We start from the raw sequence: 26,702 nt of genomic DNA, 5'->3' as shown, positions 1-26,702 counted from the left end.
GCGTGGATGGCGTGCGGATGGCGCGCCGCCGCGCGGCGCGCACTTCGCGTATTACTTCAGTGCGCGTGCGGCGGATGATCCATCGCGCAACGGTGATCGGTCGTGCCGAGATCGACTTGCAGCGTTGCGTGCTGCATCGAAAAACGTTCGCGCAGCACGAGCACGATGCCGTCGAGCTGCTCGTCGCCGGGATGCCCCGCGGGCATCACCAGATGCGCGCTGAGCGCGTTGCCGGTGGTGGACAGCGCCCAGACGTGCAGATCGTGCACGTCCTCGACGCCCGGCTGAGCGGCGAGATAGTCGCGGATGCCTTGCAGATCGACGCCCGCCGGCACGGCATTCAGCGCGAGGCGCACCGAATCGCGCAGCAGGCCCCACGTCCCGTACACGACGACCGCGACCACCAGCAGGCTCATCAGCGGATCGAGCCACGTCCAGTTGGTGAAGACGATCACGAGGCCGCTGATCGCCACCGCCGCGGAGACGCCGGCATCGGCCGCCATGTGCAGAAACGCGCCGCGAATGTTGAGGTCCTCTTTCTGGCCGCGCATGAAAAGGCACGCCGAAATCCCGTTGACGACCACGCCCACGGCCGCGACGACAAACACCGCGAATCCCGCCACGGGCGCCGGGTCGATCAACCGGCCGAGCGCCTCGGCGACGATCACGCCGCACGCGAACAGCAACAGCGCGGCGTTCGCGAGCGACGCGAGAATCGACGAGCTGCCATAGCCGAACGTGTAGCGCGCGGAAGGACGGCGCGTCGCGAGCCAGGCCGCGCCCCAGGCGAGCAGGAGGCCGAGCACGTCGGAGAGATTGTGGCCCGCGTCGGCGAGCAGCGCGGTGGAGTGCGCGAGCACGCCATACAGCGCCTGAAGCACGACGATGGCGAGGTTCAGCGCGACGGCCAGCGCGAACGCGAAGCCGTGGCCTTTGACGGGTGCGTGGTGATGATGGTGATGGCCGGCGTGGTTGTGGGAGTGGTTGTGGTTGTGGTTGTGGTTGTGGTTGTGGTTGTGGTTGTGGTTGTGGTTGTGGTTGTGGTTGTGGTGATCCTGATCGTGGCGATGGTCGTGGCCCCCGTGGCCGTGGACATGGTCGGCGTGGTCGTGGCCGCCGTGGCTGGCGTGGCCGTGCTCATGGCCCGCGTGCTCATCGCCCGCGTGGTCGTGGCTGGCGTGGTCATGGCCGGCCTGATCGTGAGCGTGATCTTGTCCCACATCAGCCACGCGCTGCCTCTGATGCTCATGCGCGCCCGCCACCTCCCCGCCCGCGGCCCCATCGAGCCACACCGGCGCGTGTTCGTCTTCTCTTTCTTCGATTTTCTTCATGGCAAATCCAATGTGTCGTCGTGGGCCGGTTCGGCCACGTGCTCGAGCATGCCGGCCAGCATCGCGCTGATGTGGCGGTCGGCGGCGACATAGAACACCTGCTTGCCCTGCCGCTGCGCACGCACGATCCGCGCCGCGCGCAGCAGCCGCAAATGATGGCTGACGAGCGACGACGACAACTCCAGCTCCTGCGCAATCGCACCCACGGCGCGGCGCGTGTCCATGCAGGCGAGCACGATACGCAGGCGCGTCGGATCGCCGAGCAGCCGGAACAGGTCGGCGAGCGGCACGAGGGTGTCCGCCTGAGGCGGTTCCGAACTCGTCGGCAATGACGAAGCAGTCGTGGCGGGAATCATCGGAGGCATACATGTGAACAAGTATTCACATGTTATACGAAAGCCGGACAGCGGTCCGAACCGGGCGACACCCGTCGAGTGTGGGAAAATGCGGCCTCTGCCTCACCCGAAATCCATCCCCCGTCATGCAACCTGTATTTGACCGCGCTTTCGCGGCGCATCGTGACGGCCGCCTCGACGACGCCGAACGCGGCTACCGCGCGACGCTCGAAGGCAATCCCGCGCACGTCGATGCGTTGCACCTGCTGGGCGTGCTGCGCCACCAGCAGGGCCAGCACGCCGAAGCCGCCGAGCTGGTGCGGCGCGCGGTCAAGCTCCGTCCGCAAGACGCCGCGCTGCAACTGAACCTCGGCAACGCGCTGAAGGCGCTCGGCCAGATCGACGAGGCCATCGAGCAGTTCCGCAACGCGCTCACGCTCGCGCCCACGTTTCCCATGGCGCATTACAACCTCGGCAACGCCTACGCCGTGGCGGGCCGTCACGAAGACGCCGCCGACGCGTTCCGGCGCTCGTTACGCCTGCAACCCGACGACGCGTCGTCGCACAACAATCTCGGCAACGCGCTGCACGCGCTCGGGCGTCACGAAGAGGCCATTGCGTCGTTCCGGCGCACGCTGGAGTTGCGTCCGGGCCACGCCGGCGCGCTGAACAACATGGGCATGTCGCTCAATGCGCTCGGCCGCGCGGACGAAGCCATCCCCTGTTTCCAGGCGGCCCTGGCCGCCGAGCCGCGCTTCGTCGCCGCGCATTTCAATCTCGCCAATACATTCGACGCCACCGGCCGTCACGCGGAAGCGGTCGCGTCGTTCCAGGCGGCGCTCGCGTTGCAGCCGAATTTGCCGCCGGCTATCTACGGCATGGGCAACGCGCTCGCCGCGCTCGGACGTCATACGCAGGCCATTCCGTATCTCGAACGCTCCGTCGGGCTCGATCCGCGATTCGCGCTTGCGTGGCTTGCTCTCGGCACCGCGCATCAGGCGCTGGGCGCGCACGCCACCGCGGTGCGCGCATTCGATCAGGCGCTGCGCGCCGAGCCCGATCTGCCGTCCGCGCATATGAACCGCGCGCTCGCGTGGCTCGCGCTCGGCGATTACGCGCGCGGGCTGGCGGAATACGAATGGCGCTTGCAGACCATCGCGGAACCGGTGATCGAAACCCTGCCGCGCTGGCATGGCGAACCCATCGAACAGCGCACGCTGCTGATCCACGCCGAGCAGGGTTTCGGCGACACCTTGCAGTTCGTGCGCTTTGTCCCGCTGGCCGCGCGGCGCGCGGCGCGCGTGGTGCTCGAAGTGCAGCCGCCGCTGCTGCCGCTGCTCGAACCGGTCGCAAAGACATGGCGCGTCACGCTGATTCCGAAAGGCGCGCCCCGCCCCGCCGCCGACGTGCAATGCCCGCTGCTGAGCTTGCCGCTCGCGCTCGGCACGACGCTGAACACGATTCCCGAGCGCACGCCGTATCTGAGCGTGCCGCCCGCGTACCGGCGCAAGTGGCGCGGCTCGCTCGGCGGCCAGGCGAAGCGCAAGATCGGCGTCGCGTGGTCGGGTCGCATCCAGCAGAACGAAACGCGTTCGATGCCGCTCGCCGCGCTCGATCCGCTCTTCGCGATCGAAGGCATCGACTGGATCGTGTTGCAGCCCGAGCTCACCGCCGACGAGCGCGCGGCGCTCGACGCGCATCCGCGGGCGGCGTCGATTCACCGTTTCGACAAACAGGTCGATAAGCGCATCGGTGATTTCGCGGACACTGCCGCGATCATCGAGCGGCTCGACGCCGTGGTGTCTATCGATACATCGATCGCCCACCTCGCCGGCGCACTGCGCAAGCCGCTCTGGCTGATGCTGCCGTTCGCGCCGGACTGGCGCTGGTGTTCCGGCGACGCGCGCAGTTCGTGGTATGGCAGCGCGACGCTCACGCGTCAGCCGCGTCCCGGCGCCTGGCGCGAAGTGGTGGAAGCGGTGGCGAACGAACTGCGGCGCGGCTAGCGGCGTGCGCGGCCAGCGGGGTGCGGCGTGCGGCGCATCCGATCTTTGCTGCAACAAAAACCCCGGGTTCTCACGAGCGCGGGGTTTTTGTTTGCACCAGCCGCCCGCGTGAGTGCGGCGTGCGCGCGAACTGACGGCGATCTGGCAGTTGAAACGATCCGCCGCAAAAAAAGCGGATGCCACGGACACATGAACGGACAGCGGAACAGGCCGCGCGAGGAGCGCCGCACTCCGAAACTGAATGCTTGAGTACGGCACAGGGTAAACGCCGAGAGTCCGCTGAAAGCCGCGCCACATAATGTTATGGTTGACGGCGCTGTCCTGCATTTTCAGTACAGCCAGTGCCGCGGCGCGTGGCCAGAATTCCGGCCACGCAATTTCAGTCGACGATACACCCGATGCAAACCGCCCCCGCCCTTTCGCTGCGCCCCGCCACCGTCGCGGATGCCGCGCTCATCGCGTTCATCCACAGCACGAGTTGGCGCGCCACTTATCGCGGCCTGCTGCCCGACGCCTTCCTGGACAGCGAAGTCACGCTCGAACGCGCCGCCTATTGGGCCGCCCGCATGAGCGCGCCGGGCGGCGAGCGCCGCATGGTGCTGATCGCCGAACTGGACCGCGAGCCGATCGGCTTCGTGTGCGTCGAGCGTCAGCCGGAATCCGCGTGGGGCGTGCTGCTCGACAACCTTCATGCGCTGCCGGAATTTCAGGGCATCGGCGTCGGCAAATTGCTGATGCGCGCCGCCAAAGAATGGGCGCGCGCGCAAGGCGAGGCGCAGTTGTATCTGTACGTGCTGGAGGGCAATGTGCCGGCGATCGGCTTCTATGAACGCCAGGGCTGGCAGTTTGCAGGCGCCGAACCGGATCACATGGGCGGCGTCGATATCACTGCGTTGCGCTACGTTTATCGGCTGGACAAGTCGAGCATTTGATTGAGGTCTCGATCGATGTGATCCGGGATTGTTCTGCACCCAATTTCGGACACGTCCGATCGTTACATCGATAGCTTGCGGCGATCATCCTCTCTTTCCGACGATGGCTCTCTCAATAAGGCGCTGATGCGCCGGTACATGTGCGCGCATAAGCTCTTTTTGCACGTGACGTACCGCGCGTTTTGCTCCGGGGCCGTCGTCCCACCGACCCACGGAACGCCAGTTGGCGCCCTCCAGAAGACGCTGGAAGAGACCCATGTCCACCACCCCGCTCACCGTAGTCGAAGGCGCCATGGCGTTGCCGCGCTCGCGCCCGTTCAATGACGTGCCGGCGCCCTTTGGCCGCGGATGGAACTTGCTCGCGCCAACCCACTGCCTCGAAAAGGGGCTGCACGGGCTTTATGGAGCGGTCCTGAAAACGTTCAGCGTCAGTGACCAGCCTATTCGCTCGTTCTGCCGATGGGTGGCTCCCGATCCACGGTTAGCTGCCGCAAGTGTTGTTGCAACGGCCGGTGGCGCAGGAACCCGCGTGTGGACGCCGGACGCCGCTGGCGCGCGGGAGCCGCAGATGGCTGAGATGACGCGTGGTGCGGTTTCAAACGATGCCGTCGCGGCGAGCGCTTCTGATTCGCCCAAGGTTTCCGCCGTGCCGGACGCTTTTGCGCCCGTGAAGGTTGCTGTGTCCGCGGCCGCGCCTCGCGCGTCGCTCGTGTCGTGGTGGGGGCTCGCGGGCGGCGCTTGCGCGCTAGGCGGCGCGGCGCTGCTCGCCTGGCTTGCATGGGTGCATGGCGCAGCGCGTGATCAGCGCCACGATACGAACTCCGAGGAGGCGGCCGTTGCCGTGCGCGAGGGAACCGTCTCGCCGGGCCGCTTGCCTGATGACATCGGCAGTCCGAAATCGGTTATCCATGCGGCAGGTCCACAAGTTAGCAGCGCGGCGTCCGCGCCGAAGCTCGTTCATGCCGCACCGGTGTCCGGCTTCGTGACCCATGCTGCCGAAGGGGGCGTAGCGGCGCGGGCTCATGCCTCGGTCGAACCCCAAGCCGCCCCGACCGATCCACGCGCCCACACGCGCAAACCGGACGCCGAGAAAACCGACGACCATCGCCGGACGCTCGAACGCCATCTCGCCAAAGCGAGTGTCGCGAATCACGGGCCGCGCGTGGCCGACGCGGCTCACATGCTTGCGTCCCGCACATCGACAAAGCCATCGGCTGCGAACGCTTACTCGCCACATGCACCGTCGCCGCTCCCAGCCGACAATGCCGCGTCCATCGGCACAATCGCCAACACTCTCCGCGCCGCTATTACAAGCCAATCAAGCCAATCGGCATCGTCCGCGAATTCATCCGCAAGCGAGGGCCAGCAGTGGATCAATCGCCTCGCGAATCGCCGCGTGACGGAAGCACCGGAACAGTTCAACAAATAGCATCAACAAGTGCGGCAAAAAACGCGCGGCATTAAAAAAGCCCGGCCATATAAGGCCGGGCTTTCCGTTTCCACACGCTCTTCACGTCCCTAACGCGTTTACTTCTGCCCCGGCAAGCCCATCTCCGTCTGCCGTTGCAACTGAATCACCTCGCCCTGCACCTGGCGCAATTGCGCCTGTGCCCGCTCTTTCTCGTCGCGCAACGCGGCCGCTTCGGTTTGAGTTTGCCGCTGGTAGTCGTTCACCTTTGCCTGCTGCGTGCGAGCGACTTCGAGATCGGCCTGCAAGCGCTTAGCACGATCTTCGGACAACGCAATAATGTCTTCGATATATGCCTTCTGCGCCTGCAACTGCGTCCGGTGAATCTCGACCTCCGCCAATTGCGCGGTTTGCTGCACAAAACCGCTGTAGATGGCTTCGGCGCGGCCCGCGTCCGCCGACTTGATCACGCGCCAGAAATGCTTGTCCTGAAATAACGCGATGTAGTACGTCATTTCGCGCGGATAGAAGAACAGACTTGCGCCGTAACTGCCGTTGTAGGTGGTGCGCAATTCGCTCAGCTTCGTGTCCTGAATCATTTGCATCAACTCGGCCACATTGCCTTGCGCTTCGCTCGCTGTGGCTTCGCTCGCCGTGGACGACGAGCCCGACGCCGCGCCGCGCAACGCGTCGACGACAGGCTGCGGCGTCAGACTGTTCAGCGCCGGCCGGGTGCCGACCATGGGCGCGGCCTCGTCGCCTTGCGCAGCCAGCGCCAGGCCGCCATGCTGCAACAGCGCACACGAGGTCGCGAGCAGCATGGCGCGCCGTACAAATAAGGGGTACTTCATACGTGCATGCTCCATGCGATCCAGAAACAGCCTTGGATTATCGCGCGGATTAGTGCTTAAGCGAAACACGGAAGCGTCGCAAAAAGAGACTTTAAATCGAGATAAAACTACGGTGTGCCAATTACACGACACGTGCGCTTATCGCGAAATAAAAGGATGGTCGGATAAGCCGAAACGACAGCAAGACAATCAGCAGCGGCACAAAAAGAAACGAGGCGGCGCCTCGAATTCATCGGGTTTCAAAGCTCGACCGCGCCGTCGTGGCGCGATCCAAGCCGCAATTCAGATAACGCGCAAGCGCTTCTAGAAGCGCGTTTCGCGCGCCACCCGCAAGAACGTGTCGAGCAGCGGCGTGCAATCGAGCAGCTCCGGCCCGCCCGCGCGATGAAACTCCGGATGCCACTGCACGCCCATCACGAAAGGCGCGCGCCGGTAGCGCACGGCCTCGATGATGCCGTCCGACGCCGACACCGCCTCGATATTCAGATCGCGGCCGAGCGTCTTGACTGCCTGATGATGGATCGAATTGACGATCACGTCGCGCCGGTTCGGGAACATATTGGCCAGCGTCGAGCCGTCCGGGAAATGGATGGCGTGCCGATGCTGATCGTAATCTTCGTTGACGTGCGCGCCGGCGGTCGGCACATCGGTGGCAATGTCCTGATACAGCGTGCCGCCAAAAGCCACGTTGATGAGCTGACAGCCGCGGCACACGCCGAGCACCGGCTTGCCCGACTCGACAAATTCATGCAGCAGTTCGAGTTCGTACATGTCGCGCACGCGGTCGCCCGGCCATTCGGGGCGGCTTGCCGCTTCCGCGTACGACTGCGGCGACACATCGGCGCCGCCTTGCAGCAGCAGGCCGTCGAGATGCTTCGCGTAATCGCGCAACCGAATATTGCTCGGATGCAGCATGCCCTGGTGGCCGACCGTCGGAATCATGAACACGAGCACGTCGCGCGACATGACCCAGTGCGCAATCGATTCCTCAAGGTATTGCAGCGTCTTGCCGCGCAGCCCTTTCGCACCCGGCTCCGGGTGAAAGATCCGCGCCGAGACGCCGATGCGCAGCGTGCGTTGCGTAATCCGCTGCCCGGCGCGATCGAATATTTGACGCGCGCGCGCCGCGATGATGCGTCCGAACACCGACCACGCGGAATCGCTGTGCTTCAGATAGCGCGGCGGCGACGGCGGCAACGCGTTCGGCGGCGGCGGGTTCGTTGCGCTGAAGTCCGGCGCGGCGCCGAAACCCGGCGGCGGCGAACCGGCGGGACGCGCGGTGGAGGCGGCGGCTTCCTCGGCGGCGAGGGCGTCGTCGGTGGATGTGACGAGTTCGCCGGTTAGCGGCTCGCTGGTGAGCGGCGTCGCGCTGCCGGCCGGCGTGGCCGACGGGGGCGGCGCGGCGCTCGCCTCGCGCGCGCGGCCCGAGCGCGCGTCGCGCTCGTGAACGGCCGCCTCCTGCTTCGCGGTGGAGGCCGCGGCGGAACTGCGCGCTTCGGCTGCGTCGCGTTGCTGCACCGTGCGCTGGTCGGCTGGCGTGACGGCGGAGGCGCTGTCGGGATCGTCCGTGGATGACCTCGCGGCCGCCTCCGTCGCACCCGACGGCGCGGAAACCGCGGTCACCGGGTCCTTGACGGCCGACTGCACCGCATCTTCATGTGAGAGAGGGATTAAAGCGGCCGGTTCAGCGGGAACACTGCCGGAGCTGGCCGGCGATGCCGAAGACGGGGTGGGGTTGCCGGGCTGACCGGCGTTTTCAGGTTTGTTTTCGCTCATGACTGTCGGCTGGGGCGCGAACGAATGAATATGCCCTGATTATCCGCCAGCGTGCCAAGCGCGGCAAACCCGCACACAATTGCTCACATTGTCCGCGATTGCGGCGCAGTCCCGTCTAACTTAGGGATCAGGCTGTTCGTCGAAAGTTTCACGCAACGCGATTTGCATTGCCGCATGAATTTTCACGCACCAGCGCCACACCAGCGCCAGCAACAGCGCCGCGCAGATAAGCACCGCGGCAAGCAGTCCCGCTGGCGGCAGAATGCCGCCCGAGAGCGCCGCGACCAGCAGAAACACGCCGACCATGCACGCCACCGGCACGAGATCGGAGATCGCGTAACGCAGCGCGCTCGTGAAGCGCCCCGCCGTCGCGGGCTGCACGCTGACTTCGGCGAGCAGCAGCGCGAGCGACTTGGTCTTGCGATACACCGCCACGAGAAACGGCATCGACACGATCAGCGCGGCGCTCCACAACACGGCGCGCTGCATCGGCTCGGCGCTCAGCCAGTGCGTCAGCACGCTACTGACGTAAGGCGCGCCGTAAGACACGGCCAGAAATATCGCCACGACCAGCGCCAGATTCACCGCGATCTGCAGGACGATTCGCCGAGTCATGCTGAAAAGCGTCGGCTCGCCGCTGCCCGTGCTGAGACTGCCGAGCCACTGGCTGTACAGACCGAACACGTTGACGAGCGTGCGCGGCATCGCGCCGGCCACGCGCCGCGTGAGCGGATCGGCGGCGCGGATCAGATACGGCGTGAACAGCGTCGTCAGCGCCGAGACGGCGACCGCGATCGGGTAGAGAAATGCGCTCGTCACCTTCAGCGTCAAACCGAGCGAGGCGATGATGAACGAAAACTCGCCGATCTGCGAAACGGTCATGCCGACGCGCATCGCGGTACGGCCATCTTTACCGGCGAGGAACGTGCCGAGCCCGCACGAGACGATTTTGCCGAGAATCACCGCCGCCGTGATCACCGCGATCGGCCATGCGTAGTCGACCAGCACCGCCGGATTCAGCATCAGGCCGATGGTCACGAAAAAGATCGCGGAAAAGGCGTCGCGCAGCGGCGCGATCAGATGCTCGATCCGATGCAGATGCCGCGATTCCGCCATGATCGCGCCGATCAGAAACGCGCCGAGCGCAATGCTGTAATCGAGCTTGACGACCAGCAGGCAGAAGCCGAAGCAAAAGCCGAGCACCGCGACGAGCAGCATTTCGTCGCTGCGCGCCCGCGCCACGTAATTCAACGCGCGCGGCACGACGAGAATGCCGATCACCAGCGACACCGTCATGAACAGCAGCAGCTTGCCGAGCGTGACGATGGCGACGCCCGCGCTCAACTGGCCCGTCTGCGCGATGCCCGACAGCAGCACGAGCATCGCGATCGCCAGAATGTCTTCCACGATCAGAATGCCGAACACGAGTTGCGCGAAACTCTCGCGCTTTAAACCCAGCTCGGACAAAGCCTTGACGATGATCGTCGTGGACGAGATCGCGAGGATTGCGCCGAGAAACAGCGAATCCATCGGGCTCCAGCCGAACGCGCTGCCGATCTCATAGCCGAGCCACAACATTAGGACGATTTCGGAAAGCGCTGCGACGATCGCCGTCGCGCCGACCTTGAAGAGCTTGCGCAGACTGAATTCGAGGCCGAGCGAAAACATCAGGAACACCACGCCCAGCTCGCCGAGCGTCTGAATGGTCTGCTCGTCGTGGATCAATTGAAACGGCGGCGTGTACGGCCCGATGATCACGCCCGCCGCGATATAGCCGAGCACCACCGGCTGCTTCAGGCGATGGAACAGCACGGTGACGACGCCCGCCAGCGCCATCACGACCGCCAGATCCTGAATGAAGCCGATGCCGTGGTGCATGCGCAATTTTCCTTACAGAAAGTAATGTCTTAAAAAGCGCAGTGTAACAAACGGTTGGCCCGCGCCACGGGCCGCATCGCGTCTGCGGATCTCGACGCGGAATGTTTTTGACACGCTGGACGCCTGTGAAATATCACAATAATATTTGCCGCATATTTCTTCGGAGTCGACTGATGCGGCAGGCCATTTTCAATGTTGTAGAACGTTCGGGCGCCACGCGCGCCGCTTCCCTCGACGTGAACCGTCTGACGATTGCCGGCTGGGCCGGACGCGATCAGGCCGCGATCGAGCATCACATTGCCGAGCTGGCCGAACTGGGTGTGAAGCGTCCGTCCACCACGCCGTGCTTCTATCGTCTGGGCGCGGAACTGCTGACGCAGGCCGAACAGATCGACGTGGTCGGCGTGAAGTCGAGCGGCGAAGCGGAATGCGTGCTGGTGCAGTCGGACGCGGGGCTGCTCGTCACCGTCGGCTCGGATCACACCGACCGCGAAGTCGAGGCCTATGGCGTGACCGTCTCGAAGCAGGTGTGCCCGAAGCCCGTCGCGCGCGACGCCTGGCGTTTCGACGAAGTCGCCGATCATTGGGACCAGCTCGAACTGCGCGCCTACGCGGTGGCGAACGGCGAGCGCCGCGTCTATCAGCAAGGCAGCGTCGCCTCGCTGCTGCCCGCCGCCGATCTGCTCGCGCGCGCCCCGCTCGCGCCGAACGCGGCCATGTTCTGCGGCACGCTGCCGGTGCAAGGCGGCATCGCCGGGATGGCGGACGGCGACGCGCTCGAACTCGAATTGCACGACCCGATCCTGAAGCGCACGCTGCGCCACGCCTATCGCGTGCGCGCCTTACCTATTGTCGAATGAGCTATCGTCGAACGAGGCATTCATGAGCATCCAATCGCCCACCGCCGCCGACGCGTCCGCCGACGCCTGGCTCGAAGCCGCCGCCATCCGCAAGATCACGTGGCGCATCATGCCGTTCCTGTTTCTCGTCTATGTGCTGTCGTATCTGGACCGCGTCAACATCGGCTACGCGAAGCTGCAGTTCACCGGCGATCTCGGCCTGTCCAACGCGGCGTACGGGCTCGGCGCGGGGATTTTCTTCTTCGGCTATTTCGTGTTCGAGGTGCCGAGCAATCTGCTGCTGAAGAAATTCGGCGCGCGCGCCACGATCGCCCGCATCACGATGCTGTGGGGCCTGCTCTCGTGCCTGATGATGTTCGTGCACAGCGAAACCATGTTCTACGTGCTGCGCTTTTTCCTCGGCGTCGCCGAAGCGGGACTCGTGCCGGGCGTGGTGCTCTATCTGACCTTCTGGTTTCCGTCCGATCGACGCGCGCGCATGGTCGCGGTGTTCATGGCGGCGATTCCCGTGGCCGGCATCATCGGCGCGCCGCTGTCGGGCTTCCTGATGTCCGCGCTGCATGAAGCGCACGGCTTGCGCGGCTGGCAGTGGATGTTCCTGATCGAAGGCATTCCGTCGATTCTCGCCGGCTTCTGGGCGCTCGCCGTGCTGCGCAACACGCCCGCCGAAGCCGCCTGGCTCAGCGCCGACGAAAAGCGCGTGATCACGAGCCGCATTTCGCGCGAAAACGCGGCGGCCGCCACGCAGGGCGCGGAGCACAGCCTCGCGGTCGCGTTGCGCTCGGGCCGCTTCTGGCTGCTGACGCTGATCTACTTCTGCCTCGTCACCGGCAACGCGGGCTTCTCGTTCTGGCTGCCGCAGATCGTCAAGGATCTCGGCGTGACGGACCTCGTCACGAACGGCTTCGTGACCGCGATTCCGTATCTCGCGGCGGGCATCGGCATGATCCTGATCGGCCGTTCGTCGGACGTGACGGGCGAGCGCCGCTGGCACTACGCCGTGTGCTGCTTCATCGGCGCGGCGGGGCTGATCGGCAGCGCGTCGGTCACGAACTCGATTCCGCTGGCGGTCGCCGGTCTGTCGATTGCGTATATCGGCATTCTCTCGGGCTTCGGCATCTTCTGGTCGATGTCGACGAGCTTCCTGCAAGGCACGGCTGCCGTCGCCGGCATCGCCGTGATCAATTCGATTGCGAACCTCGCCGGTTATGTGAGCCCGTATGTGCTCGGCATTGTGAAGGACGCCACCCACAGCGTGACCTTCGGCCTCGTGCTGATCGCGGGCGCGCTGATCGTGGGCGGACTCGTTACCTTGCTGATGCCGCGCGTGAAAGTGCAGCACGCGGCGGCGGCGGTGCCCGGCAGGGCGTGACGCCGCGGGCGGCGCAAGATGGCGGCAGCCGGCGACATCGGCACCCATCCGGCACTCCCCGGCGCCCTCGCAAAACCTTGCTCTACAATGCGCGGACGACCCCGTCCGCTCCTTTTTCACATGACGCTTTTGCAGACCGCCCGCCCTTCCCGGCCCACCCGAGCGACCGCCAACGCGAGTCTCGCCGAACAGGCGTATGCGTTCGTCAAGCGCGAGATCATCACCATGCGCTTGCGGCCGAGCGAGGTGCTCAATGAAGCGGAGCTGATGGCGCTGACCGGCATCGGCAGGACGCCCGTACACCAGGCGCTGCACCGGCTCGTGCACGAAGGCATGCTGACCATCATGCCGCGCAAGGGCATCATGGTGCGCCCGGTTTCGCTCGACGACGTGCTCGCGATCATCGACGTGCGTCTCGTGAACGAAAGCTATTGCGTCGAGCTGGCCGCGCGTCACGCGCAGCAGCACGATTACGACGCGATGCAGGCGCTGCTGGAGCGCTCGTCCGTGTGCGTGGCCGCGCACGACATAGAAGGCATGATGGATATCGACCGCGAGTTCCATCTGGCGATTTCGGCCGCCTCGCGCAACGCGGTGCTCGCCGACATTCTGCGCGGACTGCATGAGCGCTCGCTGCGCTTCTGGTTCATTTCGCTGTCCGAGCCGCATCATCTGGAAGACGTGCACGAGGAGCATCTGGAGCTGTTCCGGCTGCTGCGCGAGCGCGACGCCGAAGGCGCGCGCCGCTCGGTGCAAACCCATATCGAGGCGTTTCGCGCGACGCTCTTCAATCGCATCTGATCAACATAACGAAGCCGGAAAAGCGCGCAGTCGCGCAACACCGGCGTCACGCAGTCCAACCGGATCGAACGACATCATGGCCACCGAATTCACGCCTTTTCCGCCGCTTGCCCATCTCGCCGACGACCTCGCCGCCGGGCGCACCACGAGCCGCGCGCTCGTCGAAACCGCGCTTGAACGGATCGCCGATCCAGCCGGCCAGGGCGCGGCCGCCTTCATGCACGTCGATGCCGACGGCGCACGCCAGGCCGCCGACGCGCACGACCGTCTGCGCGCGGCCGGCACCGTGCTCTCGCCGCTCGCCGGGATTCCGGTCTCGGTGAAGGACCTGTTCGACATCGAAGGCCAGCCGACCCGCGCGGGCTCGACCGTGCTCGCCGACGCGCCGGCGGCCAAGGCCGACGCCGTCGCCGTCGCACGCCTGAAGCGGGCGGGCGCGGTGGTCGTCGGACGAACCAATATGAGCGAGTTCGCGTTTTCCGGACTCGGCCTGAATCCGCATTACGGCAATCCGCTGTCGCCGTACCGGCGCGGCGTGAAGGGTGACGAGCGCATTTCGGGCGGCTCGTCGTCGGGCGCGGCGGCATCCGTGGCCGACGGCATGGCGGCCATCGCGCTCGGCACCGACACCGGCGGCTCGATCCGCATTCCCGCCGCGCTGTGCGGCCTGACCGGCTTCAAGCCGACGGCTTCGCGCATTCCGAAGCAAGGCGGCGTGCCGCTTTCATCCACACTCGATTCCTTCGGCCCGATCGGCGTCTCCGTGGCCTGCTGCGCGCTGGTGGACCGCATGCTGGCCGGCCTCGAGCCGCGCGTGCCGGCCGCGCGCCCGCTCGAAGGCGTGCGCCTCGGCGTGCTCACACACTTTGTCACCGACGGCGTCGAGCCCGAGGTCGCCGCGGCCATCGACACCGCGCTCAAGCATCTGGAAGCGGCTGGCGCGATTGTCAGCGAGGTGCGTTTCGCGCCGCTCGACCGGCTGCCGGACATCAACCGCTTCGGCTTTTCGCCGATCGAGGCGTATGCGTGGCATCGTCCGTTGCTGGAAAAACACCGCGAGCAATACGATCCGCGCGTGCTGGTGCGCATTCTGAAGGGCCAGCCCGCGAGCGCCGCCGACTATCTCGACCTGCTCGCCGAGCGCGACGCGATGCTCGCCGAAGCCGCCCGCACGCTGTGGCAACGCTTCGACGCCGTGGTCGCGCCGACCGTGCCGATGGTGCCGCCGCGCGTCGCCGAACTCGTTACCGACGACGACCTGTTTGGCCGCACGAACGCGTTGATGCTGCGCAATCCGGGCGTGTTCAACTTTCTCGACGCCTGCGCGCTCTCGCTGCCGTGCCATCTACGCGGCGAAGCGCCGGTGGGCCTCATGCTGGCCGGCGCGCCGCACGCCGACGACGCGTTGCTGTCGATTGGCCGCGGCGCCGAAGCGGTGCTCAACGCGATTCGCTGAGCGGCGTCACGGTTCGGGTGCGCGCGTGGCATCGTGGGGGCGGGGGTTCGCGCTAGAATCGCGAGCACCTGCCCTTTTCGCTGACAGACAGCCCTACGACCGCCACACGATCCATGAACAACGACAATGCGATGCTGCGCCGCGAGCGCTCCCTGCTGGTTCTGCTTGGCCTGATCTGCGTCGGCCTTCTCGCCGGCGCACTGTATCTGCAGTACTTCATGCACGAAGATCCGTGCCCGCTGTGCATCATCCAGCGCTATTTCTTTCTGCTGATCGCGATCTTCGCGTTTCTCGGCGCGCGTTTTAACCGGTGGCGCGGCGTGCGCCTGCTGGAAGTGCTCGCGGCGCTGTCCGCGCTGGCGGGCATCGTGACCGCCGTGCGCCACGTCTATGTGCAGGCCAATCCGGGCTTTAGCTGCGGCTTCGACGCGCTGCAACCGGTCGTCGACAGCCTGCCGCCCGCGCATTGGCTGCCGGGCGTGTTCAAGGTCGCCGGGCTATGCGAAACCGCCTATCCGCCGATATTCGGCCTGACTCTGCCGATGTGGTCGCTGGTGGGCTTCGTGTTGGCGTTCGTGCCGCTGGCGCTGAGTCTCATGCGCAATCGCGGGCGGATTTCCTGAAGGGCTTGGAGGGATTCTGGCGCTACCGGTTGCGGCTTTCTTTTCGCTGCGGCCGGTTTCGGCGGGTTGAGCGGCGTCGATCCGCGCCCCCTTCGCTTTCTGGTCGCTTCTCTTCCGCTTCTTCCGCTTCTTCCGCTTCTTCCGCTTCTTCCGCTTCTTCCGCTTCTTCCGCTTCTTCCGCTTCTTCCGCTTCTGCCGCTTCTTCCGCTTCTGCCGCTTCTTCCGCTTCTGCCGCTTCTGCCTCGCTTCCCTTGCGCTCCACCCCAATTCCGCACGTCCCGCCTTCCCTTCCGCTCCACTCACCCGCCTGGCCGCAACCGCCTGCCGTGGCCGCCCTCGGCCCACGCCACCTGGCTCACCGCCCGGCCCTCTCTCCCTCATCCGACGACGCAACTTCTCCGTCCAGCACGAATCGGACTTATCTCATTGCTTCCTTCGCATAAGCTTCATGCGATATCGGAAATATTTTTGGGGCGCGGTAATGCTATCTTCGGTTCTGGATGGCGATCTACGTGCGCGAGGCCGGCTTTGGCGCGACCCCCTGCGTAACGCGCGCCCGGTCCGCACTGTCTTCTGGATTCGCCATGACAACGCAAACCATCCGCTTTTATCACCAGGGGTCCGTCCGCGAGGTCGCGGGCGTGCCCGCATCGCGCACGCTGCTCCAGTATCTGCGCGAGGACCTGCATTGCACCGGCACGAAAGAAGGCTGCGCTGAAGGCGACTGCGGCGCCTGCACGGTGGTGATCGGCGAACTGGACGCGCAAGGCGGCCTCGCGTTGAAAGCAGTCAACGCCTGCATCCAGTTCCTTCCCACGCTCGACGCCAAAGCGCTCTTCACCGTCGAAGACCTGCGCGCCGCCGACGGCACGCTACATCCCGTGCAACAGGCCATGGTCGATTGCCACGGCTCGCAATGCGGCTTCTGCACGCCGGGCTTCGTCATGTCGATGTGGGCGCTGTACGAAAACCAGCCGGCCGCCGCCGGCCTGCCCACACGCGACGAAATCAACACCGCGCTCTCCGGCAACCTGTGCCGCTGCACCGGCTACCGGCCGATTGTCGAAGCGTCGCAGAAAATGTTCGACTACGCGCAGTACCCGCGCGTGACGCTCGACCGCGACGCCGTCGCACGGAGCTTGCAGGCGCTGCAACGCAACGACACCTTCGAATACCGCGCGCCGGACCCGCGCGGCGCCGCGTCCGGCTCGCCCGCGTTTTATGCGCCCGTCGCGCTCGACGCCTTCGCGCAACTTCGCGCCGGGCATCCGCACGCGCGGCTTCTGGCCGGCAGCACCGACATCGGCCTGTGGGTCACGAAGCAGTTCCGCGATCTCGGCGACATGCTGTACATCGGCAATGTGCGCGAATTGAAGACCATCGAGCGCGATGCACAGACGCTGACGATCGGCGCCGCCGTCACGCTCGAAGACGCCTATGCGGCGCTGGCCGCCGACTATCCCGAACTCGCCGAGTTGTGGACGCGCTTCGCGTCGCTGCCCATCCGCAATGCCGGCACGCTCGGCGGCAACGTCGCGAATGGCTCGCCGATCGGCGATTCGATGCCCGCGCTGCTCGCGCTCGGCGCCGAAGTCGTGCTGCGCCACGGCGCGAAAACGCGCACGCTGCCGCTCGACGCGTTCTATCTCGGCTATCAGAAAACCGCGCTCGCGGCGGGCGAATTCGTCGCCGCGCTGCGCGTGCCGCGGCCGGTCGGCAGTTTGCGCTTTCGCACGTACAAAGTGTCGAAGCGCTACGATCAGGATATCTCGGCGGTATGTGCCGCGTTCGCGCTGCAGATCGATCCGAGCGGCGCGATCGGCGCGGCCCGCGTCGCCTTCGGCGGCATGGCGGCAACGCCCGCGCGCGCCGTGCAAACCGAAGCCGTGCTGAACGGCGCGACGTGGAACGAGAGCACCGCGCGGCAGGCCATGAACGCGCTCGCCGCCGATTACCAGCCGCTCACCGACATGCGCGCGTCGAGCACCTACCGGTTGAAGGTGGCGCGCAACCTGCTGTGGCGCTTCCACCTCGAAACGCGCGATGACGCGCCGCTCGCCCTCTTCGACGTGAATGCGTTCGCGTTCGGAGCCGGCGCGCCGGACGCGGCCGTCGCGAAGGAGCCGTCGTGATGAACCGCACCGATGCTTTCGTCGAACGCGCCGCCGACCCGGCCGAAAAACACGAGGCCGAAGCCGCCATCGGCGTCGCGCTGCCGCACGAATCGGCGGCCTTGCACGTGAGCGGCGAAGCCACTTACACCGACGACATCGCCGAACTGCAAGGCACGCTGCACGCGGCGCTCGGCTTGTCGCGCCATGCGCACGCGCGCATCGTGTCGATGGATCTCGACGCCGTGAGGAACGCGCCCGGCGTGATCGCCGTGCTGACCGCCGAGGACATCCCCGGAGAAAACAATTGCGGCCCGGTGCTGCACGACGACCCGATTCTCGCCGCCCATGAAGTGCTGTATCTCGGCCAGCCGGTGTTTGCCGTGATCGCCGAAAGCCACGATCTCGCGCGGCGTGCGGCGGCGCTCGCGAAAAGCGACGACGTGATCCGCTACGAACCGCTCGAAGCGATCCTCACGCCCGCGGACGCGAAGGCCGCCCGGCAGTTCGTGCTGCCGCCGCTGCATCTCACGCGCGGCGATCCTGGCGCGACGATCGCCGCCGCGCCGCATCGGATCAGCGGCACGTTCGAAGTCGGCGGCCAGGAACAGTTTTATCTGGAAGGCCAGATCGCGTATGCAGTCCCCAAAGAGATGGACGGCATGCTCGTGTACAGCTCGACGCAGCATCCGAGCGAAATGCAGCAGGTCGTCGCGCATATGCTCGGCTGGCCCGCGCACAGCGTGCTGTGCGAATGCCGCCGTATGGGCGGCGGCTTCGGCGGCAAGGAATCGCAATCGGCGCTGTTCGCCTGCGTGGCGTCGCTCGCGGCCAGACTGCTGCGCCGTCCGGTGAAGCTGCGCGCCGATCGCGACGACGACTTCATGATCACCGGCAAGCGTCACGACGCGGTCTACGAGTACGAAGCCGGCTTCGACGACAGCGGCCGCATTCTCGGCGCACGCGTGGAAATCGCGCTGCGCGCGGGCTATTCCGCCGATCTCTCCGGCGCCGTCGCGACGCGCGCCGTGTGCCATTTCGACAACGCGTATTACCTTCCGGATGTCGACATCGTCGCGCTGTGCTGCAAGACCAACACGCAGTCGAACACTGCGTTTCGCGGCTTCGGCGGTCCGCAAGGCGCGCTCGTGATGGAGGTGATGCTCGACAGCATCGCGCGTCAGTTGAAGCGCGATCCGCTCGACGTGCGCGTCGCGAACTACTACGGCGTCGGCGAACGCGACACGACGCCTTATGGGCAACGCGTGGAAGACAACATCATCGCCCCGCTGACCGACGATCTGCTGCGCACCAGCGACTATCGCGCGCGCCGCGAAGCCATCGCCGCGTTCAACGCGAGGAGTCCGGTGCTCAAGCGCGGCCTCGCGTTTTCGCCGGTGAAATTCGGCATTTCGTTTAACGTACCTTTTCTGAATCAGGCCGGCGCGCTCGTGCACGTGTACAAGGACGGCTCGGTGCTCGTCAATCACGGCGGCACCGAAATGGGCCAGGGGCTCAACACGAAAGTCGCGCAAGTCGTCGCGAACGAGTTCGGCTTGCCGCTTTCGCGCGTGCGGGTGAGCGCCACCGATACGTCGAAGATCGCCAACACGTCGGCGACCGCGGCTTCCACCGGCAGCGATCTGAACGGCAAGGCCGCCGAAGCCGCCGCCCGAACGATCCGCGCGAGGCTCGCCGGCCTCGCGGCGAAACAGCTCGGCGGCCATGCGGACGACGTGCGGTTCGAGAGCGGCGAGGTGTGCGTCAACGGCGGCGCAATGCCCTTCGAGCAACTGGTCGGCGCGGCGTATCTCGCGCGCGTGCAGTTGTGGTCGGACGGTTTCTACACGACGCCGAAAGTACATTGGGACGCGCAAACGCTGACCGGTCATCCGTTTTATTACTTCGCGTACGGCGCGGCCGTGTCGGAAGTCGTGATCGACACGCTCACCGGCGAATGGAAACTGCTGCGCGCCGACGTGCTGCACGACGCCGGCCAGTCGATCAATCCCGCAATCGATCTCGGCCAGGTGGAAGGCGGCTTCATTCAGGGCATGGGCTGGCTCACCACCGAGGAATTGTGGTGGAACCGCGATGGCCGCCTCATGACGCACGCGCCGTCCACGTACAAGATTCCGGCCGTGAGCGACACGCCCGCCGCGTTCCATGTGCGGCTCTATGAGAACCAGAACGCGGAGCCGACCGTGTTCCGTTCGAAGGCCGTCGGCGAGCCGCCGTTGCTGCTGCCGTTCTCCGTGTTCCTTGCGATTCGCGACGCCATCGCGACCGCCGTGCCGACGGCGCAGCACGCGCCGCCGCTGCGCGCGCCCGCCACGCCCGAAGCGATTCTCGACGCACTGGATGCATTGCGCGCCCAGATCGACGACGATCCATCGCGCGGACAACACGCCACGAACGAAGCGGCCACCACGAACAGCACCGCGTGAATCGCAAGCAATCAAACCAGCGAAGTACACACACGAAGGCCCGACGCGACACGCATGCATCGCGCCCCGCTCAACCGGCCGCACGGATATTCCGCGCGGCAATGTACGGAGAACCGCCGGATGCAAGCCTGGCTACCTGACCTGCAACAACTGCTCGCGCACGGCGACGCCGCCGTGCTGGTGACGGTCGCGCGCGTCGAAGGTTCGGCGCCGCGCGAAGCCGGGACCAAGATGATCGTCACGCGCGAATCGGCGAAATACACGATCGGCGGCGGACACCTCGAATGGAAAGCGATCGAGACCGCGCGCCAGGTGCTGCGCGACGGCATGCGCTCGCCGCATATGCGGCGGCTCGAACGCTTCGCGCTCGGCCCGAGTCTCGGCCAATGCTGCGGCGGCGCGGTGATCCTCGCGTTCGAGCGGCTCGACGTCGGCGACCTCGGCTGGATCACCTCGCTCGCGAAGCGCGTGGCCGCGGGTCAATCGACGGTGCGTAGCGTATCATTCGGCCCCGCACCGGATGCGGTGATGCTGTCCGACCCCGAGCCGGGCGTGGATGCCGCCGACTGCCTGCTGTGGGACGGCGCCGGTTTCGACGACAGCGGCGCGCTGCTCACCGAAACCATCGCGCCTCACGAGTTTGCCGTCGTGCTGTTCGGCGCGGGCCACGTGGGCGCCGCGCTGGTTCGCGTGCTGGCCACGCTGCCTTGCACGGTGCGCTGGGTCGACGAACGCGACGCGCAGTTTCCGCCCGTCGAATCGCTGCATGCGCCTAACGTGAAAATCGACGCGAACGACGCGCCCGACGAAGCCGTCGATCAGGCCGCGCCGAACACGTACTTCATCGTGATGACGCACAACCATGCACGCGATCTGGAGCTGGCCGAACGCATTCTCCGGCGCGGCGATTTCGCGTTCTTCGGCATGATCGGCTCGCATAGCAAGCGCAAGCAGTTCGAACACCGGCTCGCCGCACGCGGCATCGACCCTGCACGGATCGCGCGGATGAAGTGCCCGCTCGGCGTCGACGGCATCGTCGACAAGTCGCCGGAAATCATTGCGATTTCCGCGGCCGCGCAACTGCTGCAGGCTGTCGAGACCCACGCGAGCCTGCAGCACGCGGCGCAGACGGCATAACGGCGCCACGTCGACAGCACGCGCCATCGCATCCGGAGCAAGACGACACTCACGAACTCCTGACCGACCATGAATACAACAACCGCTACGTCCCTGACCGAAAAAGCCATGCTCGCGCCGAAGGCCGAGCTGCATATTCACATTGAAGGCTCGCTCGAACCCGAACTGATTTTCGCGCTCGCGAAGCGCAACGGCGTGAAGCTCGCTTACGACTCGATCGACGCCTTGCGCGCCGCCTATGCGTTCACCGACCTGCAATCGTTCCTCGACATCTACTACGCCGGCGCGAGCGTGCTGCTGCACGAGCAGGACTTCTACGACATGACCATGGCGTATGTGGAGCGCTGTCTCGCCGACAACGTGATTCACAGCGAGATCTTTTTCGATCCGCAAACGCACACCGAGCGCGGCGTGCCGATTGCGACTGTCGTGGCCGGCATCGAACGCGCGCTCGCCGATGCAGAGCAGCGCGGTATGTCGAGCAAGCTGATTCTGTGCTTCCTGCGGCATCTGTCAGAAGACGATGCGCTCGCAACCTTCGAGGAAGCGCGGCCGTTGTTCGAGCAGTACAAGCATCGCCTGATCGGCGTGGGACTCGATTCGTCTGAGCGTGGCCATCCGCCGTCGAAGTTCGAACGTGTCTTCGCGCAGGCGCGCGAACTCGGCCTCAAGCTCGTCGCGCATGCCGGCGAGGAAGGACCGCCATCGTACATTTATGAAGCACTCGATCTGCTGAAGGTGGACCGCGTCGATCACGGCGTGCGCAGCATCGAAGATCCGGCGCTCGTCACGCGTCTTGCCGACACGCGCGTTGCGTTGACGGTATGTCCGCTGTCGAACCTCAAGCTCTGCGTATTCGACGACATGACCCGACACACGTTGAAGGACCTGCTCGATCGCGGCGTCGCGGTGACGGTGAATTCGGACGACCCCGCGTATTTCGGCGGCTACGTGAACGCGAACTACGTCGCGACCATCGACGCCTTGAAGCTCGACGATGCCGAGGTCTACACGATCATCCGCAATGGTTTCGACGCGTCGTTCGTCACGCCGGAGCAACGCGATGAACTGATCGCGAAGCTCGACGCATATTGGCATCAAAGCGGCCCGCATTGACGGGCCGATGTATTGCAGCGCGGGCGGCGCCGAAAAACCGCCGCTCGCGCTGCGCAGCTTTTCACATTCGGAGACAGCTTTCTCATGGTTCATTCGGCACAGGCGTCGGCTCAGACGTCAACTCAAACGGCCCAATCGGCATTTCGCGCGCAATTGCTGACCTTCAACGGCGACCCGGCGCGCTCGCCGGATGCGGCTGTGTTCAATGAGGACGGCTTGCTGATCGTCGAAGACGGCCATGTCGTCGCGGCGGGCGCGTATGCAGCGCTCGCGCCGCGCCTCGCGCCGGGCGCGGTCGTGCAGGACATGCGCGGCAAGTTGATCGTGCCGGGCTTTATCGACACGCACATTCACTATCCGCAAACGGACATGATTGCGTCGCCCGCGCCGGGTTTGTTGCCGTGGCTCGACACCTACACGTTTCCGACCGAGCGCCGCTTCGCCGATCAGGCTTACGCGCAAGACACGGCGAGCTTCTTTCTCGAAGAGCTGCTCGCTTGCGGCACGACCACGGCGCTCGTGTACTGCACGGTGCATAAGGAATCGGCCGATGCGCTCTTCGCCGAAAGCGAGGCGCGAAATCTGCGCATGGTGGCCGGCAAGGTGCTGATGGACCGCAACTGTCCGGAGTTTCTGCGCGACACCGCGCAATCGGGTTATGACGACAGCGCCGAGCTGATCGGCCGCTGGCACAATCGCGGGCGTCAGATGTATGCGCTCACGCCGCGCTTCGCGCCGACCTCCACGCAAGCGCAACTCGAAGCATGCGGCGTGCTCGCGGGCCAGCATGCGGATGTGTTCATTCAAAGTCACGTCGCCGAAAACACCGACGAAGTGAGGTGGGTCAACAGCCTCTTTCCCGGCCACCGCAGCTATCTCGACATCTACGATCACTACGGTCTGCTGCGCCGCCGCGCGGTGTACGGCCATTGCATCTATCTCGACGAGCAGGACCGCGAGCGCATGGCGCAAACCGGCGCGGTCGCGTCGCATTGCCCGACGTCGAATCTGTTTCTCGGCAGCGGCCTGTTCGATTTCGACAAGGCCGACGAATCCGGCATGCCCGTCGCGCTCGCCACGGACGTGGGCGGCGGCACCTCGTTTTCGATGCTGCAAACGATGAACGAAGCGCACAAGGTCGCTCGCTTGGGCGGCCATCACCTGACGGCGACGCGCATGTTCTATCTCGCGACCGCGGGCGCCGCCGAAGCGCTCGATCTCGCGGACAAGGTCGGCACCTTGAAGCCGAAGTCCGAGGCGGACTTCGTCGTGCTCGATCCGCAAGCGACGCCGCTGCTCGCGCGCCGCACCGCCCGCACCGAATCGCTCGAAGAACTGCTGTTCGCGTTCGCGCTGCTCGGCGACGACCGCGCGGTGTACGAAACGTATGCGGCCGGCCAGCGCGTGCATCGCCGCGACGAGGTGCGACCGCACGCGCCGCACACGCCGCGCGTCGCGCGCGTCGCGGCTTGACGATGTGCGGCAGGGCTTAGCCCTGCATGCACACCTCATGCAATGCATTGAGCCTGCGCGCCGGACTGGCGACGTACGGATTCGTTTCGTCCCATGCATAGCCCGCGAGCACCGCGCAAATCATGCGGCGAATCGACGGCGTCTGGTTCGGGTAGAAAATAAGGTCCTGCAATTCGCCCGTGTACCAGCGCTCGACAAACGCGCGGAACGTGTCGATGCCCTTGCGCAACGGCACGTCGTATTCCGCCGACCAGTCGATCTGCTCGCCGTCCAGTTGACGGTTCAAGGTCTGCACCGCGAGATGCGCGGAGCGTAGCGCGATCGTCACCCCCGAAGAAAACACCGGGTCGAGGAACTCGCCGGCATTGCCCAGCAGCGCATAACCCGGCCCGTGCAGATGCGCGACGTTCGCCGAGTAACCGCCGATCTGGCGCACCGGCATCAGGAACGGCGCGTCGCCGATCAGCCGGTTAAGCGTCGGCTCCTTCTGGATCAGCGCGCGCAGCGTCGCCTCGCGCTCCGCTTCGGGCACGTCGAGGAAACTCGATTCGGCGACACAACCCACCGACGAGCGCCCGCCCGCGAGCGGAATCATCCAGAACCACACGTCGCGGCGCTCGGGATGCGTGGCGACGCAGATCTTGTTGCGGTCCATCGCGCCGGCCGGCAAACCGTCGTACACATGCGAGAAGAGCGCGGCGCGCGTCGGCATGCCCGTCGGCGTTTCCAGGTTCAGCAAACGCGGCAGCACGCGGCCAAAACCGCTTGCGTCGAACACGAAACGCGCTTCGATCTGATACGCGTTGCCGCCCTCGTCGATCACGTCCACGCGCGGCGCTGTGCCCGTGTGCACCGCTTGCACGCTATGGCCGAAGCGCACCTGGGCGCCCTGCTTCGCCGCGCAGCCGATCAGGATCTCGTCGAACACCGCGCGCTCGACCTGATACGTCGTGCCCCATCCATCGGAATGTTTGTCGCGGAAGTCGAACGACGACGTCTGTTCGCGATACACGAAATGCGCGCCGTTCTTGTACTGGAAGCCCGCTTCGACCACGGCTTGCAGCATGCCGGCTTCCTCGAGGTAAGCCATGCTTTGCGGCAGCAGGCTTTCGCCAATCGAAAAACGCGGAAAGTGCTGGCGCTCCAGCACGAGCACCGAGCGGCCCGCTTTGCGCAGCAACGCGGCCGCGACTGCGCCGGCCGGACCGGCGCCGATGATGACGACGTCGACCGCCGTCTGCTTCATGACATGTGTACTCAAGTTTGCCTCGATCGTTTGCTTGCTCGACGCAGCGTTACGCTGCATCCTTGTTGCCTGCTACCTTGCGTCTCTAACAAAAAGACCGTTTCCGGGGGAGTTCAGCGGGTCGCCGTCTCAAACATCCCGCGTGCCTTTCGTGCCCGAAACGGCATTTGGAATCGGATTCCTGCGCACTCGTACGTGGGAACACCATGTGCTGCGCGTCGCGATCGACGACCTGAAAGGCCTGATCGACACGCCCTTGCCCATGTTGCCCGTGCTTGTCGATGCGGGTTGCGGACAAGGCATTTCGTTTCGCCTGCTGGCCGATGCGCTCAAGCCGCGCCGCCTTGTCGGCATCGACTATCACGACATGATTCGCCGCGGCGGTTTCCATTGCACCGAAGGCAACGTGTCGCTGCCTTATCTCTGGTGGGGCCGCGCGAAAGACTTCGGTCTTCTCGAACGGCTCGGCCTGTGCCGTCCGCAAGCGGGCGAGCGCCGCGAGAGGCTCGTCAATGTCGCGGCGCTCAAGGCCGTTTGAACAGTCGCGTGATGCGGCTTACTTGCGCAGCGTCACCACTTCGCCCGTCAGCGCGACACCGGCGATCACCGCGCCCGCGCCGCACGTGAACTCGGTGGCGCTCTCGCGCAGTTCGTTCTTGTAGTTGCTCTTGATGTTGATCACCGCGTTGCCGCCTTCCTGGCGCGCGCGGTCCTGCAACTGGATCACCGCCGACAGAAACACGTGCTTGCAGGCCGCCGAATCGCTCTTGCCGAAAGCGTTGGTCTTCTTGTTCGTCGCGAATTCGCCCATCTTCTTCACGACGGCCGGATGCGGTTGGCCCGCGAAGTACAGCGCGACGTCGTCGCCGACCTTGCCCGGCTCGCTCTGCAACGCGTCACTAATCGGATAGTTGCCCACGGAGTCGCGCGCAAAGGCGGGCGCGGCGCTCAGCATGGCGAACGAAGCGACGAGAGTGACAGACATCAGATGGCGTTTCATTGATACTCCTTCGTGGTTGTTATCGGATTTGTATTTCTGTATCGACTGCGCATCGACTGCATATCGACTGTGTATCGACTGCATATCGACCCCGTATTCACCGCAAACGCGGCTTATTGCGCTTCCAGCACGACGAGCCGGCCGCTGACCGCGATCGCGGCGGCGCTCGGACTCACGCCACAGGTGAAGTCCTGCGAAGAATTGCTTTCGGAGCTGTGAAAGCGCGTCTTCACGTCGATCACGGCATTCGCGCCGCGCTCGCCCGCCGCGGCGCGCAGCTTGCCGATCGCTTCGGCGAGTGCCTCGCGGCAGGCGTCGTCGGGTGCCGAGACCTTGCGCGCGATGCGCACCGAATACGACACGTCGCCCAACGCGCGCTTCACCGCCGGATGATTCTGCGTGCCGAAATACACCGGCGCGCCGCCGCGCGATTCCCCGCCCGCCGCCGCGAGCGGCAGCGACTTCACCTGCGTCGCGCAGCCAGTCAGCGTTGCCGCTGCAATGGTCAATGCGCCCAGCACAAAAGCTCTTTTCATTTGGGTC

The 26,702-nt window shown here is 65.5% G+C and carries 23 protein-coding genes; 14 read left to right on the top strand and 9 right to left on the bottom strand.

What is annotated here, in order from left to right:
- Positions 1 to 56 precede the first annotated feature (56 nt).
- Together VOM14_RS06390 and VOM14_RS06385 are read right to left on the bottom strand one after the other, a co-directional pair.
- Complete coding sequence (locus VOM14_RS06390) at positions 57 to 1,331, bottom strand: cation diffusion facilitator family transporter (protein ID WP_327627884.1); 1,275 nt, start codon at positions 1,329 to 1,331, stop codon at positions 57 to 59.
- Positions 1,328 to 1,687 (bottom strand): ArsR/SmtB family transcription factor, encoded by a 360-nt coding sequence (locus tag VOM14_RS06385; protein ID WP_327628116.1) that lies wholly within the window; start codon positions 1,685 to 1,687, stop codon positions 1,328 to 1,330. The genes VOM14_RS06390 and VOM14_RS06385 overlap by 4 nt, the downstream gene beginning before the upstream one ends.
- A 125-nt stretch (positions 1,688 to 1,812) precedes the next feature.
- Here VOM14_RS06385 and VOM14_RS06380 point away from each other — a divergent pair, with 125 nt between their 5' ends.
- The 3 genes from VOM14_RS06380 to VOM14_RS06370 all read left to right on the top strand — a co-directional run bounded on the left by VOM14_RS06380 (position 1,813) and on the right by VOM14_RS06370 (position 6,033).
- Positions 1,813 to 3,672 (top strand): tetratricopeptide repeat protein, encoded by a 1,860-nt coding sequence (locus VOM14_RS06380; protein WP_327627883.1) that lies wholly within the window; start codon positions 1,813 to 1,815, stop codon positions 3,670 to 3,672.
- Between the two features lie 398 nt (positions 3,673 to 4,070).
- Complete coding sequence (locus VOM14_RS06375) at positions 4,071 to 4,604, top strand: GNAT family N-acetyltransferase (RefSeq protein ID WP_327627882.1); 534 nt, start codon at positions 4,071 to 4,073, stop codon at positions 4,602 to 4,604.
- Between the two features lie 568 nt (positions 4,605 to 5,172).
- On the top strand, positions 5,173 to 6,033 hold the full coding sequence (locus tag VOM14_RS06370; protein WP_327627881.1) for a hypothetical protein: 861 nt from the start codon (positions 5,173 to 5,175) through the stop codon (positions 6,031 to 6,033).
- A gap of 98 nt (positions 6,034 to 6,131) precedes the next feature.
- Here VOM14_RS06370 and VOM14_RS06365 read toward each other — a convergent pair whose 3' ends face one another.
- From VOM14_RS06365 to VOM14_RS06355, 3 genes are all read right to left on the bottom strand, one after another.
- Positions 6,132 to 6,863, bottom strand: coding sequence for a DUF2968 domain-containing protein (locus VOM14_RS06365; protein ID WP_327627880.1), 732 nt, complete (start codon positions 6,861 to 6,863; stop codon positions 6,132 to 6,134).
- A 303-nt stretch (positions 6,864 to 7,166) separates the two neighbouring features.
- Entirely contained in the window at positions 7,167 to 8,639 is a 1,473-nt protein-coding gene (locus tag VOM14_RS06360) for a gamma-glutamyl-gamma-aminobutyrate hydrolase family protein (RefSeq protein WP_327627879.1), read from the bottom strand.
- Between the two features lie 120 nt (positions 8,640 to 8,759).
- Entirely contained in the window at positions 8,760 to 10,517 is a 1,758-nt protein-coding gene (locus VOM14_RS06355; RefSeq protein ID WP_327627878.1) for a cation:proton antiporter, read from the bottom strand.
- Between the two features lie 173 nt (positions 10,518 to 10,690).
- Here VOM14_RS06355 and VOM14_RS06350 point away from each other — a divergent pair, with 173 nt between their 5' ends.
- The 5 genes from VOM14_RS06350 to VOM14_RS06330 all read left to right on the top strand — a co-directional run bounded on the left by VOM14_RS06350 (position 10,691) and on the right by VOM14_RS06330 (position 15,629).
- Positions 10,691 to 11,377: a DUF2848 domain-containing protein gene (locus tag VOM14_RS06350; protein WP_327627877.1), complete on the top strand. Its 687-nt coding sequence runs from the start codon at positions 10,691 to 10,693 to the stop codon at positions 11,375 to 11,377.
- A 22-nt stretch (positions 11,378 to 11,399) separates the two neighbouring features.
- Complete coding sequence (locus VOM14_RS06345) at positions 11,400 to 12,749, top strand: MFS transporter (protein ID WP_327627876.1); 1,350 nt, start codon at positions 11,400 to 11,402, stop codon at positions 12,747 to 12,749.
- A gap of 120 nt (positions 12,750 to 12,869) precedes the next feature.
- Entirely contained in the window at positions 12,870 to 13,550 is a 681-nt protein-coding gene (locus VOM14_RS06340; RefSeq protein WP_327627875.1) for a GntR family transcriptional regulator, read from the top strand.
- Positions 13,551 to 13,626: 76 nt separating this feature from the next.
- Complete coding sequence (locus tag VOM14_RS06335) at positions 13,627 to 15,006, top strand: amidase (protein WP_327627874.1); 1,380 nt, start codon at positions 13,627 to 13,629, stop codon at positions 15,004 to 15,006.
- A gap of 113 nt (positions 15,007 to 15,119) precedes the next feature.
- On the top strand, positions 15,120 to 15,629 hold the full coding sequence (locus tag VOM14_RS06330) for a disulfide bond formation protein B (protein ID WP_327627873.1): 510 nt from the start codon (positions 15,120 to 15,122) through the stop codon (positions 15,627 to 15,629).
- A gap of 22 nt (positions 15,630 to 15,651) precedes the next feature.
- On the opposite strand, the gene VOM14_RS06325 is transcribed toward VOM14_RS06330, so the two are convergent.
- Positions 15,652 to 15,891: a hypothetical protein gene (locus tag VOM14_RS06325; protein ID WP_327627872.1), complete on the bottom strand. Its 240-nt coding sequence runs from the start codon at positions 15,889 to 15,891 to the stop codon at positions 15,652 to 15,654.
- 322 nt (positions 15,892 to 16,213) lie between these two features.
- Here VOM14_RS06325 and xdhA point away from each other — a divergent pair, with 322 nt between their 5' ends.
- From xdhA to guaD, 5 genes are all read left to right on the top strand, one after another.
- Positions 16,214 to 17,761 carry a xanthine dehydrogenase small subunit gene (xdhA, locus tag VOM14_RS06320; protein ID WP_327627871.1) on the top strand — a complete coding sequence of 516 codons (1,548 nt, stop codon included), beginning with the start codon at positions 16,214 to 16,216 and terminating at the stop codon, positions 17,759 to 17,761.
- Positions 17,761 to 20,187 carry a xanthine dehydrogenase molybdopterin binding subunit gene (gene xdhB / locus VOM14_RS06315; protein WP_327627870.1) on the top strand — a complete coding sequence of 809 codons (2,427 nt, stop codon included), beginning with the start codon at positions 17,761 to 17,763 and terminating at the stop codon, positions 20,185 to 20,187. The genes xdhA and xdhB overlap by 1 nt, the downstream gene beginning before the upstream one ends.
- A gap of 120 nt (positions 20,188 to 20,307) precedes the next feature.
- The gene (gene xdhC, locus VOM14_RS06310; RefSeq protein WP_327627869.1) at positions 20,308 to 21,324 is read left to right on the top strand and encodes a xanthine dehydrogenase accessory protein XdhC; all 1,017 of its coding nucleotides are present in this window, start codon (positions 20,308 to 20,310) and stop codon (positions 21,322 to 21,324) included.
- Between the two features lie 69 nt (positions 21,325 to 21,393).
- The gene (locus VOM14_RS06305) at positions 21,394 to 22,440 is read left to right on the top strand and encodes an adenosine deaminase (RefSeq protein WP_327627868.1); all 1,047 of its coding nucleotides are present in this window, start codon (positions 21,394 to 21,396) and stop codon (positions 22,438 to 22,440) included.
- Between the two features lie 84 nt (positions 22,441 to 22,524).
- Complete coding sequence (gene guaD, locus VOM14_RS06300; RefSeq protein ID WP_327627867.1) at positions 22,525 to 23,913, top strand: guanine deaminase; 1,389 nt, start codon at positions 22,525 to 22,527, stop codon at positions 23,911 to 23,913.
- 16 nt (positions 23,914 to 23,929) lie between these two features.
- On the opposite strand, the gene VOM14_RS06295 is transcribed toward guaD, so the two are convergent.
- Entirely contained in the window at positions 23,930 to 25,159 is a 1,230-nt protein-coding gene (locus tag VOM14_RS06295) for an NAD(P)/FAD-dependent oxidoreductase (protein WP_327628115.1), read from the bottom strand.
- Between the two features lie 142 nt (positions 25,160 to 25,301).
- On the opposite strand from VOM14_RS06295, the gene VOM14_RS06290 reads away from it, so the two are divergent.
- The gene (locus VOM14_RS06290; RefSeq protein WP_327627866.1) at positions 25,302 to 25,697 is read left to right on the top strand and encodes a class I SAM-dependent methyltransferase; all 396 of its coding nucleotides are present in this window, start codon (positions 25,302 to 25,304) and stop codon (positions 25,695 to 25,697) included.
- Positions 25,698 to 25,715: 18 nt separating this feature from the next.
- Here VOM14_RS06290 and VOM14_RS06285 read toward each other — a convergent pair whose 3' ends face one another.
- Positions 25,716 to 26,159 (bottom strand): excinuclease ABC subunit A, encoded by a 444-nt coding sequence (locus VOM14_RS06285; RefSeq protein WP_327627865.1) that lies wholly within the window; start codon positions 26,157 to 26,159, stop codon positions 25,716 to 25,718.
- A gap of 113 nt (positions 26,160 to 26,272) precedes the next feature.
- Positions 26,273 to 26,695 (bottom strand): signal peptidase, encoded by a 423-nt coding sequence (locus VOM14_RS06280; RefSeq protein ID WP_327627864.1) that lies wholly within the window; start codon positions 26,693 to 26,695, stop codon positions 26,273 to 26,275.
- Between the last annotated feature and the right edge of the window lie 7 nt (positions 26,696 to 26,702).

This window comes from Paraburkholderia sp. MPAMCS5 (assembly GCF_036016995.1).
GTDB lineage: Bacteria > Pseudomonadota > Gammaproteobacteria > Burkholderiales > Burkholderiaceae > Paraburkholderia.
The sequence above is the reverse complement of the archived record's forward strand: the minus strand, read 5'-3'. Positions and strand labels throughout refer to the sequence as shown.

What these genes read in the sequence shown, in the direction of transcription:
- VOM14_RS06365 (WP_327627880.1), bottom strand. Translation starts at nt 6,863, where the DNA reads ATGAAGTACCCCTTATTTGTACGGCGCGCCATGCTGCTCGCGACCTCG.
- VOM14_RS06355 (WP_327627878.1), bottom strand. Translation starts at nt 10,517, where the DNA reads ATGCACCACGGCATCGGCTTCATTCAGGATCTGGCGGTCGTGATGGCG.
- VOM14_RS06380 (WP_327627883.1), top strand. Translation starts at nt 1,813, where the DNA reads ATGCAACCTGTATTTGACCGCGCTTTCGCGGCGCATCGTGACGGCCGC.
- xdhB (WP_327627870.1), top strand. Translation starts at nt 17,761, where the DNA reads ATGAACCGCACCGATGCTTTCGTCGAACGCGCCGCCGACCCGGCCGAA.
- VOM14_RS06390 (WP_327627884.1), bottom strand. Translation starts at nt 1,331, where the DNA reads ATGAAGAAAATCGAAGAAAGAGAAGACGAACACGCGCCGGTGTGGCTC.
- VOM14_RS06375 (WP_327627882.1), top strand. Translation starts at nt 4,071, where the DNA reads ATGCAAACCGCCCCCGCCCTTTCGCTGCGCCCCGCCACCGTCGCGGAT.
- guaD (WP_327627867.1), top strand. Translation starts at nt 22,525, where the DNA reads ATGGTTCATTCGGCACAGGCGTCGGCTCAGACGTCAACTCAAACGGCC.
- VOM14_RS06385 (WP_327628116.1), bottom strand. Translation starts at nt 1,687, where the DNA reads ATGATTCCCGCCACGACTGCTTCGTCATTGCCGACGAGTTCGGAACCG.
- VOM14_RS06280 (WP_327627864.1), bottom strand. Translation starts at nt 26,695, where the DNA reads ATGAAAAGAGCTTTTGTGCTGGGCGCATTGACCATTGCAGCGGCAACG.
- VOM14_RS06295 (WP_327628115.1), bottom strand. Translation starts at nt 25,159, where the DNA reads ATGAAGCAGACGGCGGTCGACGTCGTCATCATCGGCGCCGGTCCGGCC.
- VOM14_RS06345 (WP_327627876.1), top strand. Translation starts at nt 11,400, where the DNA reads ATGAGCATCCAATCGCCCACCGCCGCCGACGCGTCCGCCGACGCCTGG.
- VOM14_RS06360 (WP_327627879.1), bottom strand. Translation starts at nt 8,639, where the DNA reads ATGAGCGAAAACAAACCTGAAAACGCCGGTCAGCCCGGCAACCCCACC.
- VOM14_RS06335 (WP_327627874.1), top strand. Translation starts at nt 13,627, where the DNA reads ATGGCCACCGAATTCACGCCTTTTCCGCCGCTTGCCCATCTCGCCGAC.
- VOM14_RS06350 (WP_327627877.1), top strand. Translation starts at nt 10,691, where the DNA reads ATGCGGCAGGCCATTTTCAATGTTGTAGAACGTTCGGGCGCCACGCGC.
- VOM14_RS06285 (WP_327627865.1), bottom strand. Translation starts at nt 26,159, where the DNA reads ATGAAACGCCATCTGATGTCTGTCACTCTCGTCGCTTCGTTCGCCATG.
- VOM14_RS06330 (WP_327627873.1), top strand. Translation starts at nt 15,120, where the DNA reads ATGAACAACGACAATGCGATGCTGCGCCGCGAGCGCTCCCTGCTGGTT.
- VOM14_RS06370 (WP_327627881.1), top strand. Translation starts at nt 5,173, where the DNA reads ATGGCTGAGATGACGCGTGGTGCGGTTTCAAACGATGCCGTCGCGGCG.
- VOM14_RS06340 (WP_327627875.1), top strand. Translation starts at nt 12,870, where the DNA reads ATGACGCTTTTGCAGACCGCCCGCCCTTCCCGGCCCACCCGAGCGACC.
- VOM14_RS06305 (WP_327627868.1), top strand. Translation starts at nt 21,394, where the DNA reads ATGAATACAACAACCGCTACGTCCCTGACCGAAAAAGCCATGCTCGCG.
- xdhA (WP_327627871.1), top strand. Translation starts at nt 16,214, where the DNA reads ATGACAACGCAAACCATCCGCTTTTATCACCAGGGGTCCGTCCGCGAG.
- xdhC (WP_327627869.1), top strand. Translation starts at nt 20,308, where the DNA reads ATGCAAGCCTGGCTACCTGACCTGCAACAACTGCTCGCGCACGGCGAC.